The 13,897-nt window shown below is 71.5% G+C and carries 14 protein-coding genes; 4 read left to right on the top strand and 10 right to left on the bottom strand.

Translation table 11 applies throughout. The annotated features are described in order from the left end of the window. Window positions 1-25: 25 nt before the first annotated feature. On the top strand, window positions 26-805 hold the full coding sequence (locus AAC944_RS34265) for an ArsR/SmtB family transcription factor (protein ID WP_078888299.1): 780 nt from the start codon (window positions 26-28) through the stop codon (window positions 803-805). On the opposite strand, the gene AAC944_RS34260 is transcribed toward AAC944_RS34265, so the two are convergent. The 3 genes from AAC944_RS34260 to AAC944_RS34250 all read right to left on the bottom strand — a co-directional run bounded on the left by AAC944_RS34260 (window position 751) and on the right by AAC944_RS34250 (window position 3,937). After that, window positions 751-1,734, bottom strand: a complete 984-nt coding sequence (locus AAC944_RS34260; protein ID WP_030608328.1) for an MBL fold metallo-hydrolase — start codon at window positions 1,732-1,734, stop codon at window positions 751-753. The genes AAC944_RS34265 and AAC944_RS34260 overlap by 55 nt on opposite strands. Window positions 1,735-1,842: 108 nt before the next feature. Next, on the bottom strand, window positions 1,843-2,148 hold the full coding sequence (locus tag AAC944_RS34255) for a hypothetical protein (RefSeq protein WP_030608330.1): 306 nt from the start codon (window positions 2,146-2,148) through the stop codon (window positions 1,843-1,845). 130 nt (window positions 2,149-2,278) lie between these two features. Next, window positions 2,279-3,937, bottom strand: coding sequence for a catalase (locus AAC944_RS34250; RefSeq protein WP_030608333.1), 1,659 nt, complete (start codon window positions 3,935-3,937; stop codon window positions 2,279-2,281). Between the two features lie 428 nt (window positions 3,938-4,365). Between AAC944_RS34250 and AAC944_RS34245 the strand changes: the two genes are divergently transcribed. Both AAC944_RS34245 and AAC944_RS34240 read left to right on the top strand, forming a co-directional pair. Continuing rightward, window positions 4,366-5,088 carry a lysophospholipid acyltransferase family protein gene (locus tag AAC944_RS34245; protein WP_030608336.1) on the top strand — a complete coding sequence of 241 codons (723 nt, stop codon included), beginning with the start codon at window positions 4,366-4,368 and terminating at the stop codon, window positions 5,086-5,088. Window positions 5,089-5,172: 84 nt separating this feature from the next. Next, window positions 5,173-6,012: a TIGR02452 family protein gene (locus AAC944_RS34240; RefSeq protein WP_030608338.1), complete on the top strand. Its 840-nt coding sequence runs from the start codon at window positions 5,173-5,175 to the stop codon at window positions 6,010-6,012. Between the two features lie 89 nt (window positions 6,013-6,101). Here the strand turns inward: AAC944_RS34240 and AAC944_RS34235 are convergent, their stop codons facing one another. The 7 genes from AAC944_RS34235 to AAC944_RS34205 form a co-directional block, all read right to left on the bottom strand. Further along, the gene (locus AAC944_RS34235; RefSeq protein ID WP_030608341.1) at window positions 6,102-7,682 is read right to left on the bottom strand and encodes an alpha/beta hydrolase; all 1,581 of its coding nucleotides are present in this window, start codon (window positions 7,680-7,682) and stop codon (window positions 6,102-6,104) included. A 110-nt stretch (window positions 7,683-7,792) separates the two neighbouring features. Next, on the bottom strand, window positions 7,793-8,632 hold the full coding sequence (locus AAC944_RS34230) for an urease accessory protein UreD (RefSeq protein ID WP_030608344.1): 840 nt from the start codon (window positions 8,630-8,632) through the stop codon (window positions 7,793-7,795). After that, window positions 8,629-9,345: an urease accessory protein UreG gene (ureG, locus tag AAC944_RS34225; RefSeq protein WP_030608347.1), complete on the bottom strand. Its 717-nt coding sequence runs from the start codon at window positions 9,343-9,345 to the stop codon at window positions 8,629-8,631. Before ureG ends, AAC944_RS34230 begins: the two co-directional genes overlap by 4 nt. 62 nt (window positions 9,346-9,407) lie before the next feature. Beyond that, window positions 9,408-10,082 (bottom strand): urease accessory protein UreF, encoded by a 675-nt coding sequence (locus AAC944_RS34220; protein WP_030608350.1) that lies wholly within the window; start codon window positions 10,080-10,082, stop codon window positions 9,408-9,410. A 40-nt stretch (window positions 10,083-10,122) separates the two neighbouring features. Beyond that, the gene (locus AAC944_RS34215) at window positions 10,123-11,844 is read right to left on the bottom strand and encodes an urease subunit alpha (RefSeq protein ID WP_030608353.1); all 1,722 of its coding nucleotides are present in this window, start codon (window positions 11,842-11,844) and stop codon (window positions 10,123-10,125) included. Next, window positions 11,837-12,148 carry an urease subunit beta gene (locus tag AAC944_RS34210; RefSeq protein WP_030608356.1) on the bottom strand — a complete coding sequence of 104 codons (312 nt, stop codon included), beginning with the start codon at window positions 12,146-12,148 and terminating at the stop codon, window positions 11,837-11,839. The genes AAC944_RS34215 and AAC944_RS34210 overlap by 8 nt, the downstream gene beginning before the upstream one ends. An 18-nt stretch (window positions 12,149-12,166) precedes the next feature. Continuing rightward, on the bottom strand, window positions 12,167-12,469 hold the full coding sequence (locus AAC944_RS34205) for an urease subunit gamma (protein WP_030608360.1): 303 nt from the start codon (window positions 12,467-12,469) through the stop codon (window positions 12,167-12,169). A gap of 438 nt (window positions 12,470-12,907) precedes the next feature. Between AAC944_RS34205 and AAC944_RS34200 the strand changes: the two genes are divergently transcribed. Further along, window positions 12,908-13,855 carry a M28 family metallopeptidase gene (locus AAC944_RS34200; RefSeq protein ID WP_030608362.1) on the top strand — a complete coding sequence of 316 codons (948 nt, stop codon included), beginning with the start codon at window positions 12,908-12,910 and terminating at the stop codon, window positions 13,853-13,855. Window positions 13,856-13,897: the final 42 nt, after the last annotated feature.

Below are 13,897 nucleotides of genomic sequence, written 5' to 3'. Positions count from 1 at the left end.
AGCGTCCGCGGCGATAATCGGGCACATGGGAACTCAGCGGGTACACGCGGCAGGCCCCGACCTCGCTTCCGTGGCCAGGCTGCTGGCCGACGGCACGCGCGCCGGCTTCTGCCTGGCCTTGCTGGACGGCCGGGCCTGGACGGCCAAGGAGCTGGCACGGCACATGGGGGTGGCCGCCTCGACCGCCACCGAGCACCTGAACGCACTGGTGCACGGGAAGCTGCTCGCCGAGGAACGGCAGGGTCGCCACCGGTACGTACGGCTGGCCGACGCCCAAGTCGCCGAGCTGATCGAGAGCCTGGCCGCGATGGCGGCCGGCCAGGCCCCGCCGCCCCCGACGTTGTCGGCGGCCGGCCGCCGGCAGGCCCTCGCCCACGCCCGTACGTGTTACGACCATCTCGCGGGCACCCTCGGGGTCGCGATCACCGACGCGATGACCGAGCGCACCTTCCTGAGCTGGGACCAGGGGCTCAGCCTCACCGGCACCGGGACGGCCTGGCTCGGCGAACTCGGGATCACCGTCCCGACGGGCACCCGCCGGCCGTCGGTACGGTCGTGCCTGGACTGGACCGAGCGCCGCCCCCATCTGGCGGGCGCGGTCGGCGCCGCCCTGTGCCGTCACGCGTTCGACGCGGGCTGGCTCACCCGCATCGGCACGACGCGTGCCGTGGCGGTGACGGCCGAGGGGCGGCACACCCTGCGGGACCTGCTCGGCCTGTCCGACGGCCTCCTCCGGGCACGCACCGGGGATCAGGACGCGTCGGCCACCCATCCGCGCAGCATGGACTCCATCACCGCCAGGTAGCGGTCGGTGCGCCGGCGGCCGAGGACGAACGGGTTCGGCCCGCCGGGGTCCGCGCGCAGCTGCTCGGCACGCTGGAGGCCGTGGTCGTTGGGGTGGTTGGAGAGTTCCACGTCGGCGCCCGCCCGGCGTGTGTGCTGCCGGAAGGAGCGCAGGGACGCGAGGTAGGTGCGGAGTTCGGTGAGTGTGGTGGGCGGATTGGTGCCGCCCCACATCATGGCCGTGTGGCGGGTGCGGCCGGACCGTACCGGGAAGACGGGCGAGACGGTGCCCGGGGTGTGACCCGGGGTGCAGTGCAGCCGGATCGTCGTGCCGCCGAGCGTGAGCCGTTGGCCGTCCTCGATCTCCAGGTCCCGGGCGGGAGCGTGCGCGGGATCGGTACGGGCGACGAGGTCCCAGTCGGCCGGCGTCATCAGTACGCGTGTGCCGTAGCGGTCGGCGAGGTACTGGGCGCCCCCGATGTGGTCCCCGTGGCCGTGGGTGGCGATGACGTACTTGATGGTCTCCGGGCGGGCGCCCAGTTCGCGCAGCCCGCCGACGATGACGCGCTCGGCCTCCTCCGGGGAGGTGAGCGCGTCGATCAGTACGATCCCGTCGCCGGTCAGCACCGCCATCGCGGAGACCCAGCCCGTGCTCAGGAAGGCGAGGTCGTCGAAGAGCTTCAGCGGGGCCGGTGCGGGCGGGCGGGGGAACTCACCGCGGTCCGGGGCCAGCGCCGCCGCGATCGCACGCAGGACGGGGTCGTTCCCGGCCAGCCTGCGGGCGCGGTCGAAGTGCGCCTGCGCGTCGTCCCCGGTGGCCGCCGCGAGGGCCGACGGCGCGAGACCGAACGAGCCGGCACCGGCAGCGATTCCGAGGGCCGCGAGCCGCCCGAAACGACGCCGGGAGAGCGCGCTGCCGGCTGTTCCGTCCTGACGGTGTGAAGGCGTCATGGGCATTCTCCTGAGGACCGTCATGGCACACGAGTCGAAACGCGACCACGATACGTCAACCCCCGCGCCCGATGCGGGAGTTCAGGAGCGGGCGGCCGAGCAGCACCCTCAGGGCCGTGGGTCGGTCCGGGACCAGCGGGGGCGGGCGTCGGGGCCGCGGCGGCCGGCGACGGATGCGCAGCGGGGGCAGACGCGTCGGACGCGGTCGGCGGCTCCGCCGGATTCGGGGAGGATGTCGGGCCAGCCGACGTGGGGGAACCGTGCCAGCTGGGAGCGGCTGAGCGAGAGACCGCAGACGGTCTGGTTCAGGCCCTGCTCCCAGGCGTGCACCTCGCCCGCAGGCAGCCGGCGGCCGTCCTCCTCGTCCACCCACTGCCCCGATGCCGCGACCGCGTACCGCTTCGCCGCTGCCATGTGTGGCCGGTCCTCCTCCCGTGGCGCCCCTCGCCGGAGGGGGACCACCTCGCGCCGAGGGCGCGGCTCCCTCCGGAGGTCCGGCGGGAGCCGCGCCCCGGGGCATCGTCCGTTCGTTCACCGGTGCCCGTCAGCGGGTGACGACATGCCGCTCATCGGGGACGCAGTGCGTCATGGTGAGCCCTGAGACGTCCCGCGGCGGGTTGTCGCCGAGGTGGGACAGCCGCTTGCGGTCCTCCTCCGTCAGGTCCTGGCTGGCCAGCGGCTCCAGGTGGGCGACGTCCTGCGGGCCGATGCCGAGTCCCTTGCCGACCCGGAGGCCCAGGTCGTTCTCGACCAGCAGGAAGTGCCACACCATCCGCTCCTGGACCTTGCGGTCGGCCTGGGAGATGAGGTTGATGAAGTTGTTGACCAGCTCGTCGCGCTCCCAGTCCTCCATGAGGCAGTACCGCTGGCCCGCCTGGAGGTAGTCGTTGGTGCGCGGGATGCGCTTGCGGGTGAGGCGGCCCCGGATCTCCGGGCCCTGCTCGTCGTGGGTCGGGTACTGGCCCTCGTGCAGCCCGCCGGTGATCGACGGCTCGTAGTTGACCTCCGGGTTCTCCCCGTGCTGGTCCTGCTCGTACGCCATCAGGCCGTCCCGCTGGTTGGTGCGGACCTTGGCGTTCTTGGCGCGGTTGACCGGCAGCTGGAGGTAGTTCGGGCCGACGCGGTACCGCTGGGTGTCGCTGTACGAGAAGGTCCGCCCGACGAGCATCTTGTCGTCGGAGAAGTCCAGGCCGTCGACGAGGACGCCGGTGCCGAAGGAGATCTGCTCGTTCTCGGCGAAGTAGTTGTCCGGCATGCGGTTCAGCACCATCCGGCCCACGGGCTTCGGCGGGAAGTCCTGCTCCGGCCAGGTCTTGGTGTCGTCCAGCGGATCGAAGTCCAGCTCGGGGTGATCGTGGTCGTCCATCATCTGGACGACCAGCTCCCACTCGGGGTGGTCGCCGCGCCGGACCGCCTCGTACAGGTCCTTGGTCGCGTGGCCGAGCTCCCCGGCCTGTACGTTGGCCGCGTCCTCCTCGGTCATGCTGCGCACGCCCTGCTTGGGCAGCCAGTGGTACTTGACCAGGACGGTCCTGCCCTCGTCGTTCACCCACTTGTAGGTGTTGACGCCGAAGCCCTGCATGTGGCGGTAGTCGGCGGGGATGCCGCGGGGGCTGAAGAGGTTGACGAGCATGTGCATCGACTCGGGGGTCTGCGACATGAAGTCGAAGATCCGGGCCGGCTTCTGCTCGTGCGTCACCGGGTCGGGCTTGAGGGCGTGGATGACGTCGGGGAACTTGATCGCGTCCCGGATGAAGAACACGCCCAGATTGTTGCCGACCAGGTCCCAGTTGCCGTCCTCGGTGTAGAACTTCACGGCGAAGCCACGCGGGTCGCGGGCGGCTTCGGACGAGTCCCGGCCGCCGATGACGGTGGAGAACCGCACTGCCACGTCGGTGCGCTTGCCGCGCTCCTGGAACAGCTTGGCCCGCGTATAGCGGCCGATGGGCTCGTCGCCCCACTTCCCGTAGCTCTCGAAGTAGCCGTAGGCAGTCACCCCGCGGGCGTGTACGACCCGTTCGGGGATGCGCTCGCGGTCGAAGTGACTGATCTTCTCCAGGAACTGGTAGTTCTCCAGAGTGGCCGGTCCTCGCGCACCGACCGTCCGCTGATTCTGGTTGTCGTAGACCGGGTGGCCCTGACGATTGGTGAGTACGGGGCGGTCGTCGCCGGGGGCGGACCCCTGGCTTGCTACATCTGTCACTGCTCTTCCTTCAGCACTCGAAGGCGCTCGGTCCGCGCCGTAGGGATAGCGCTCGGGAGAACAGGGGTACCCATTCGGGCGGCATTAGTGCAGAAGTTCACCTTTTTGGCCTGCATCCGGTCGGCCCAGCGTCTGCCAGGCGTCAGGAACAGGGCGGTTCGGCCGGCGTCCCCTCCCGGAGGAGTTCCCGGGTGCGGGCCGGAGGTGCGGCGGGCGCATGCCGGTGTCAGACCCGTATGGCCGGATCTCCCTCATTCCGGGTCTGTTCCTTTGCCCGCCATGAGTCCGGAATGGAACTGTGAAACCGGAAGGTGTCACGGACGTGGTGCCGGTCACCCGTGCACACACCTACACTTCTGACCCTCACAACGCAGCTGACCTGCAAAAACAACGGTGTTGAGCAGGGTCGGCAGGAGGAGGGGGAAGGCGTGTTCTACCAGGTGCTCAAGTACGTGGTCCTGGGGCCGCTGTTGCGGGTGGTCTTCCGGCCCAGAGTGGAAGGGCTGGAGCACATACCCGAGGACGGAGCGGCGATCATCGCCGGCAATCATCTGTCCTTCGCCGACCATTTCGTGATGCCCGCGATCGTGCCGCGCAGAGTCACCTTCCTGGCCAAGTCCGAGTACTTCACGGGTCCCGGTCTCAAAGGGCGGCTGACCGCGGCCTTCTTCCGGGGCGTCGGGCAGATTCCGGTGGACCGGTCCGGCGGCAAGGCGTCGCGCGCCGCGATCAGGTCCGGCGTGAACGTGCTCCGCAAGGGCCGGCTGCTGGGCATCTACCCCGAGGGCACGCGCTCGCACGACGGGCGGCTCTACAAGGGCCGCACCGGCGTCGCGGCGATGGCCCTGGAAGCCGGGGTGCCGGTGGTGCCGTGCGCGGTGATCGGCACGTTCGAGGCCCAGCCCGCCGGGCGGCGGCTGCCGCGCGCCATCCGCGTCACGATCCGCTTCGGGGAGCCGATGGATTTCTCCCGGTACGCGGACCTGACGTCGGAGCACGCCGCGCTGCGCGCCGTCACCGACGAGATCATGTACGAGATCATGAAGCTGTCGGGGCAGGAGTACGTCGACATGTACGCACCCGACGCCAAGGCCGCCCAGCAGCAGGCGCACCGCCATCCGCAGCAGGACGAGCAGGACGCGGGCCGTTAATTGCGTCGCGGCGGGCGCGCCGCTCCTTCTAGCCTCGTCGATCATGAACGACGGACGACGCATAAGGACGGGGGACGGAGCGCGATGAGTGCCCGGCTGCGCGGTATGGCGCAGGAGACGGAGGAGATCGTCGCGACGGGTTCGTACGTGGCGCCCGGCGGGCGCAGGTGGGAGATCGGCGCGGCGGTGGCCCGCGCGCGGGCGGGGACGCGGCTGTACGGGCCGGAGCCGGTGGCCGTCGCGCCGTCTCCGGCCGGCGCCGACGGCAGCACGGCGTTCGAGGTGACGGACGAGGGCAGCCTCGCGGCCGGGCTGCGGCTCGCGGCGGCCGCGCGGGAGGGCGGGTACGGGCCGGTCGCGATCCTGAACTTCGCCTCGGCGCGCAACCCCGGCGGCGGTTACCTCAACGGCGCGCAGGCGCAGGAGGAAGCGGTGTGCCGGGGCTCGGCCCTCTACAGCTGTCTGCGGGAGGTGCCGGAGTTCTACGCCGCGCACCGGGCCGAGCCCAGCCCCTTCTACAGCGACCGGGTGATCCTCTCCCCCGGCGTGCCGGTCTTCCGGGACGACCGCGGGCGGCTGCTCGTCGAGCCGTACGAGGCGGGCTTCCTGACCTCGGCCGCGCCGAACGCCGGGGTGATCGCGCAACGGCGGCCCGGCGAGGTCGCGGCCGTACCGGGCGCGCTGGCCACGCGGGCCGAGCGGGTGCTGGAGGTCGCGGCGGCGAGCGGACACCGCGCGCTGGTGCTGGGCGCCTGGGGCTGCGGCGTCTTCCGGAACCGCCCGGCCGACGTGGCGGCCGCGTTCGCCGCGCCGCTGCTCCCCGGCGGCCGCTTCCACGGCCGTTTCCGCCGTGTCGTCTTCGCGGTGCTGGACCGCCGTACGCCGTCCCCGGTCCGGCAGCCGTTCTCGGACGTCTTCGCCTGAGGAGGGGCAGGGCACATGCGGACGGGGCGCCCGGGAAGGTCTCCCGGGCGCCCCGTCCCAGGTACGCCGTGCCGTTCCGTCGCTGCCGGTTACGGCTTCGGCGTGGCGTGCGGCGCGCACGTCACGTCCTTGGCGCCGGTCCTGCCGTCCACGAAGTACGCGTCGACGCGGTCGTTGATGCAGGGGTTGACCTGGCCGGTGACGCCGTGCGAGCCGGCGTCCTTCTCGGTGATCAGGCGCGAGCCCGCCAGGCGGCGGTGCAGCTCGACCGCGCCCTCGTACGGGGTCGCGGCGTCCCGCTCGCTCTGCACGATCAGCACGCTGGGCAGGCCCTTGCCGGTCTTGACGTTCACCGGGGTCTGCTGCTTCTCCGGCCACGTGGCGCAGGGCAGGTTCATCCAGGCGTTGGACCACGTCATGAACGGGGCCTGCTGGTGGATGCGGGTGTTGTCGCGGTCCCAGCGCTGCCAGCTCGTGGGCCACTTGGCGTCGTTGCACTCCACGGCCGTGTAGACCGCGTTGCCGTTCTCCGCGGAGATGTTGCCGGCCTTGTCGCTCATGTCGGGCGCGGCGTTCTCGATCAGCGGCTTCTCGTCACCGGCGACGTACGCGCTCCAGGCCTTGGCGACCGGCGCCCACATGGAGTCGTAGTACGGCGCGTTCTGGAAGAATCCGGTGAGCTCGGCCGGGCCGACCTGGCCGCCGAGCGGGGACTTCTTCGCGGCCGCGCGCAGCTTCTCCCACTGCGCCTGGACCTTCTCGGGGGTGTCGCCGATGTGGTAGGTCGCGTCGTTCTTCGCGACCCACTTCTTCCAGTCGCCCCAGCGGGTCTCGAAGGCGATGTCCTGGTCGAGGTTGGCCTGGTACCAGATCTTCTCGCGCGAGGGGTTCACGACGGAGTCGACGACCATCCGGCGCACGTGGCCGGGGAAGAGCGTGGCGTAGACGGCGCCGATGTACGTGCCGTAGGAGACACCGAGGTAGTTGAGCTTCTTGTCGCCCAGGGCCGCGCGGATGACGTCCAGGTCACGGACGGTGTTCGGCGTCGTCAGGTACTTGAGCAGGTCGCCGCTGCGCTCCTTGCAGCCGTCGGCGTACTCCGCGGCGAGCTTGCGCTGGGCCCGCTTGTCGGCCTCGCTGTCCGGCACCGGGTCGGCCTTGGGGGCCTTGACGAACTCCTGCGGATCCGCGCAGGAGATGGGGGCCGAGTGGCCGACGCCGCGCGGGTCGAAGCCGACGAAGTCGTAGGCCTTCGCCATCTTGGCGTAGATCGGGTTTTTGGTGGTCACCCGGGTCGGGAAGCGGAGACCTGAGCCGCCGGGGCCGCCGGGGTTGTAGACCAGGGAGCCCTGGCGCTCGTCCTTGGTGCCGGTGCTCCTGGCCCGGTCCACCGCGATCTTGATCTTCTTGCCGTCGGGCTTGGCGTAGTCGACCGGCACGGTCACGAACCCGCACTGGATCGGGGCGTCCAGGCCCCAGTCCTTCGGACAGGTCTGCCAGTCGATGCCCGCCTTCGCGGCGCGGGCCGCGGCGGCCTTGACGCCGCGGTCCTCGGCGGAGCCCTTCTGGTGCTGCACGCCGGCGCTGGCGGGCGTGGCGGCGATGGCGCCGGCTATGAGCGCGCCGGCCACCAGGCTTCCGGCGGCGCCGAGCGCTGCTGTACGTCTCACGTGGATGTTCCCCCTGCATGGTGCGCCACTCGTGGCGGCGATGATCACAGAGCTGCAGGGGGATCCTGTCTCGTACGTCCGTCCGATGAAAAGACCGGACGGCTATTTCTTTACCAACCCGTAGGAATCCCGGCCGCGTCGAGGAGCCGCCGGACGGCCAGGGCGTCCGGCGCGACGGCGGTGACCAGAGCGGCGGGGCCGGCGAGCGGAGTGACCACGGCCTGGCCCGCGCCGTCCGGCGCCTCCAGGGCCCGTACCGGTACGGGCTCCTCCTCGTACGCCGGATCGACGACGAGCAGCTGGCCGACGGCACGGTGACCGGCGAGCACCGCGGCCGAGTCCCAGCCGGGCACCCCGGGTCCGTACGCCGTCTCCTGGTCCAGCAGGACCCGGCCGGCGCGCCGGACCGTCAGCCGGGCCACGAGCCGGCCGGTGTCCTCACCGGCCCGGCCGAGCACCTGCTCCTCGCGCAGCACCAGCCGGGCGGTGGGCGCGAGGTCGACGGTGGTGGTCTGGATCAGGTCGCTGCCGGCCGCCGTGATCAGCGGCTCGGGCAGCCAGTCCAGCCGGGCCCCGTCGGCCACGTCCAGCGCCACGTCGTAGCGGGCCGTTCCCGGGTGGTGGCCGGGCAGCGCGAGGGTCGCGGCGGCTGCCGTGACCCGCAGGTCGCTGCCGGGGCCTGCGGCCGCCTCGATGCGCAGGTGGTCGCCGCCCACGGGCGCGCTCATGGCGCCGACCACGCAGACCCGCGCGGCCCCGTCGTGCGAGGCCAGCCGGCGCAGGGCCAGCGGGCCGTCGCCGTCCAGCACCGGCAGCCGGGAGACCCCGGACGGCGCGGCGGCCGCGGTGATACGGGCGGTGGCACGCAGCTGGCGGGGGGCCGGCGGTACGGCGGCGGGCGCTTCCTCAGCGGGCGCGACCGGCGCGGGCGGGGGCGGCGCGAGGGTCATGCCGGGCCCGCTGTCCACTCGGCGAGGCGCTCGCGGACCCAGTCGGCGACCGGGGCCACGCCGTTCTCGGACCTGATCGCGGTGAAGACGACGGGGAGTTCGCCGCGCTGCGCCTTGGCGTCCCGCGCCATGCTCTCCAGGTCGGAGCCGACGTACGGGGCGAGGTCGGTCTTGTTGACGACGAGCAGGTCGGCGGTGGTGACGCCGGGGCCGCCCTTGCGCGGGATGTCGTCGCCGCCGGCCACGTCGATCACGAAGATCTGGAAGTCGACCAGGCCCTTGGAGAAGGTGGCGGTGAGGTTGTCGCCGCCGGACTCCACGAGGATGAGGTCGAGCGGGCCGCCCTCCGCGGTGGCCAACGTGTCCTCCAGGTCCTCGACGGCCTCCAGATTGGCGGAGATGTCGTCTCGGATGGCGGTGTGCGGGCAGGCGCCGGTCTCCACGGCGGTGATCCGCTCGGGCGGCAGCACCGCTTCACGGAGCAGGAATTCGGCGTCCTCGCGCGTGTAGATGTCGTTGGTGACGACGGCGATGGAGAGGGTGTCGCGCAGGGCGCGGCACAGCGCCGCCACCGTGGCGGTCTTCCCGGAGCCCACCGGGCCGCCGAGGCCGATGCGTACGGCGCGGCGGGTGCCGTCGGGGCGCTTCGGGGCGGCGGCGCTGTAGGTGTGGCGGTGGGGGAACTTCTCGTCGAGGTCGTGGTCGAGATGCATGGCGACTCCGTGTGGTGCGGGTGGTGTGTGGTGCGGCGGGTGGCGGCTCGTCCCCCGCGTGGTCAGGAGGCGAACAGCCGTACCGGCCAGGCGGCGTGCTGCTCGGCGGTGATGTCCAGCAGCGGCGCCGACCGGGCGGGCAGCGCGGCGGTGCCTTCCAGCGGGACGCGCGCCGCTGCCGCGGTGGCCTCGGCCACCACCGCGTCCATGGCGGGGGCGAGGCGCGCGAGGACCGCCGTCGCGTCGAACGGGTCCAGGCTCAGCAGGCGGACGACGGCGGTCGCCGGGCCGCTCACCGTCTCGTACACGACGGCGTACGCGGCGTCCTCCGGCGACAGGCCCGCCGAGCGTGCGGCGAGCCCGAGCACGACCGGCTGGTGCGCGCCCTTGGGGCGGGCCGCGGCGAGCGCGTCCAGCTCGGGCGAGGGCCAGGTCGCGCGGGCCGCGCGCATCATCTGGCGGCCGAGCTTACGCGCGACGGTACGCAGCGCCGGTACGGGCGTACGGGCGTCCGCCGCGTCGTCCAGGGCGAGCGGGTCGGCGCCGGCGGCGGCCGCGGCGGCCAGTCCGGCGGCGACCAGTCCGGCGGTGTGCAGCCGGCCGCGGCAGAACGACTCCAGCGTTCCCGCGTCCGTGACCCGGCCCGCGGCCACGGCCGGTTCGGCGCCGCCGGAGTGCGCGTGTCCGCCGGCGGGGAAGCGGCCGTCGGCCAGGACCAGGAGTGCGGCGCGGCTCATCGTTCCCGGTCCTTCGTCGGTGGTGCGGCAGCGGTGCTCATCAGAACAGGAAGTACCGCTGGGCCATGGGCAGTTCGGCGGCGGGGGCGGGCTCGACCACCTCGTCGTCGATGGTCACCGTGAAGGTGTCGGGATCGACCACGACCTTCGGCAGCGCGTCGTTGTTGCGCATGGACGCCTTGCTGACCTGGCGGGTGGAGCGGATCGCCGTCAGCTCCTTGGCGATGCCCAGCCGGCCGGCCAGCCCGTCCTCGACCGCCTGCTCGGAGACGAAGTTGAGCGAGTTCGCGCCGGGCGCCTTGCCCATCGCGCCGAACATCGGGCGCGGCAGCACGGGCTGCGGGGTGGGGATCGACGCGTTGGCGTCGCCGACCTGCGCGTACGCGATCTGGCCGCCCTTGATGACCAGCCGCGGTTTGACACCGAAGAACGCCGGGTCCCACAGCACGAGGTCGGCGAGCTTGCCGGTCTCGACGGAGCCGACGACGTGGTCGACGCCCTGGGCGATCGCCGGGTTGATGGTGTACTTCGCGACGTACCGCCGTACCCGGTTGTTGTCCGCGGCGAAGTCGCCTTCCAGCGCGCCGCGGCGCTTCTTCATCACGTGCGCGGTCTGCCAGGTGCGCATCACGACCTCGCCGATGCGGCCCATGGCCTGCGCGTCGGACGACATCATCGAGATGGCGCCCATGTCGTGCAGGAAGTCCTCGGCCGCGATGGTCGAGGGCCGGATACGGGACTCGGCGAAGGCCAGGTCCTCGGGGACCGCGGGGTTCAGGTGGTGGCAGACCATCAGCATGTCGAGGTGTTCCTCGACGGTGTTGACGGTGTGCGGCCGGGTCGGGTTGGTCGAGGCGGGCAGGACGTTCGGCTCCGACACCATGGCGATCATGTCGGGGGCGTGGCCGCCGCCGGCGCCCTCGACGTGGAAGGCGTGGATCGAGCGGCCGGCGATGGCGGCGATGGTGTCGCCGAGGAAGCCGGCCTCGTTCAGGGTGTCGGTGTGGATCGCGAGCTGGGCTCCGCTCTCCTCGCAGACGTTCAGGCAGGCGTCCAGTACGGCCGGGGTGGCGCCCCAGTCCTCATGGATCTTGAAGCCCAGTACGCCGGCCCGCAGCTGGTCGCGCATGGATGCGGCCGACATGGTGTTGCCCTTGCCGAGCAGGCCGACGTTGACGGGAAAGGCGTCCATGGCCTCGAAGAGCCGGGCGACGTGCCAGGCACCGGGGGTGATGGTGGTGGCCTTGCTGCCCTCCGCCGGGCCGGTACCGCCGCCGATCATCGTGGTGACGCCGGAGGCCAGCGCCTCGGTCGCCTGCTCGGGACAGATGAAGTGCACGTGGGTGTCGATGGCGCCGGCGGTGAGGATCTTCCCCTGCCCGGCGATGATCTCGGTCTCCGGGCCGATGACCAGGTCGGGGTGGACGCCGTCCATGGTGTCGGGGTTGCCGGCCTTGCCGAGGCCCACGATCCGGCCGTCGCGGATGCCGACGTCGGCCTTGACGATGCCCCAGTGGTCGATGACGATCACGCCGGTGATCACGGTGTCCGGCGCGCCGTCCGCGCGGGAGAGCCGGGACTGGCCCATCGACTCGCGGAGGACCTTGCCGCCGCCGAAGACGGCCTCGTCACCGCTGCGCCCGGGGCCGCCGGACCGGTCCTCGCTGATCTCGATCAGCAGGTCGGTGTCGGCCAGCCGCACCAGGTCGCCCGCGGTCGGGCCGAAGAGGTCGGCGTACGCGGCGCGGGAAAGTTCAGCCATCGAGGGTGCCTCCGGTCTCGCCACGCAGGCCCGCGACGATCCGCTTGCCCCCGAGGGGCACGAGTTCGACCTCGGTGGGGATACCGGGTTCGAAGCGCACCGCCGATCCGGCGGCGACGTTCAGACGCTTGCCGTGCGCGGCCGCACGGTCGAAGTCGAGGCCGGGGTTGGCCTCGGCGAAGTGGTAGTGGGAGCCGACCTGCACGGGGCGGTCGGCGATGTTGAGGACGGTCATGCGCGTGACGGGGAGGCCTTCGTTGAGGCGTACCGGCTCGTCCGCGTAGACGATCTGTCCCGGGATCATCTTCGGCTCTCCCCTGGGTCAGCTGATGGGGTCGTGGACGGTGACGAGCTTGGTGCCGTCCGGGAAGGTCGCCTCGACCTGGACGTCGTGGATCATCTCGGGGACGCCCTCCATGACGTCGTCCCGGGTGAGGACCTTGCGCCCGGAGGACATGAGCTCGGCGACCGTACGGCCGTCGCGTGCGCCTTCCAGGATGTGCACGGTCAGCAGGGCAATGGCTTCGGGGTGGTTGAGCCGTACGCCGCGGGCCCGGCGCTTTTCGGCAACGTCCGCCGCGACATGAATCATCAGCCGTTCTTGTTCATGCGGGGTCAGTTGCATATTCCACCTCACAAATCTTGCGCCGGGACCGCATCGGCCCAGGTCACGGGCGTAGACACACCCGTATAAATAGATGTATCACACACTCAACAAAGGAAGGGCAAACTGATCTCCAGGTAAGTTCCATGAAACGGCGCGGACTTCGCAGGCTAGCTTCGCTCGATGTCGGACGCGTTAACCCGGTGAATCCCTTGTTAAATCTGGGGACCGGGCCCCTCGGGCGCATTTCCCGCCCGCCTCACACTTCCCTCGAAAGAGACAAAACAGACCGGCGCTCCGCTGCCCGGAACAGTGCGTTCGTTATGCGCTCTTGACTGCCCATCGACAAGTCACGATGCTCATCTCCGCGCGCTCGCACGCCCCACGCGTCGCGAAAGCGCTCGTACACAACAGCAAGCTCCGCAACACCACCCCCCACACCAGCATCGGAGCCACATCGTGACCCGTTCCGTACGAATACGCCGGGCCGTCCTGGCGGCAGGCGCCTGCACCGCCGTCGCCGCCACCCTCCTCGCCGCGGCCGGCGCCCAGGCCGGCACCGCCCCGCTCGCCGCGCCGGACATCCCCGTCTCCGCCGTCAAGGCCGACCTGGACCAGCTCCAGTCCATCGCCGACGCCAACGGCGGCAACCGCGCCCACGGGCAGCCCGGCTACAAGGCGTCCCTGGACCACATCAAGGGCAAGCTGGACGAGGCCGGGTTCACCACCCAGGTCCAGGAGTTCAGCGCGAACGGCACCAAGGGGTACAACCTCATCGCCGACTGGCCCGGCGGGGACGAGAGCAGGACGGTGATGGCCGGTGCCCACCTGGACTCCGTCGACGAAGGCCCGGGCATCAACGACAACGGCTCCGGCTCGGCCGGCATCCTCGAAGTCGCCCTCGCGGTCGCCAAGGCGGACCTCGAGCCCGCCAAGCACCTGCGGTTCGGCTGGTGGGGCGCCGAGGAGCTCGGCCTGGTCGGCTCGTCGCACTACGTCGACAACCTGTCCCAGGCCGACCGCGGGAAGTTCGACTCCTACCTCAACTTCGACATGATCGGCTCACCCAACCCCGGCTACTTCGTCTACGACGACGACCCGCGGCTGGAGAAGGTCTTCAAGGACTGGTACGCGGGCAAGGACATCGCCACCGAGATCGAGACCGAGGGCGACGGCCGCTCCGACCACGCGGCGTTCAAGGACGCGGGCATCCCCGTCGGCGGCCTCTTCTCCGGCGCCGACTACCGGAAGACCGCGGAGCAGGCCAAGAACTGGGGCGGCACGGCGGGCGAGCCGTTCGACCCCTGCTACCACCGGTCCTGCGACACGACGAAGAACATCGACGACAAGGCGCTCGACACCAACACCGACGCCATCGCCCACGCGGTCTGGGAGCTCAGCTCCTGACGCCCGCTCACCCGCGGGGCGTGTCCAGCCGCTGACCCCCGC

Source organism: Streptomyces sclerotialus, assembly GCF_040907265.1.
GTDB lineage: Bacteria > Actinomycetota > Actinomycetes > Streptomycetales > Streptomycetaceae > Streptomyces > Streptomyces sclerotialus.
The sequence above is the reverse complement of the archived record's forward strand: the minus strand, read 5'-3'. Positions and strand labels throughout refer to the sequence as shown.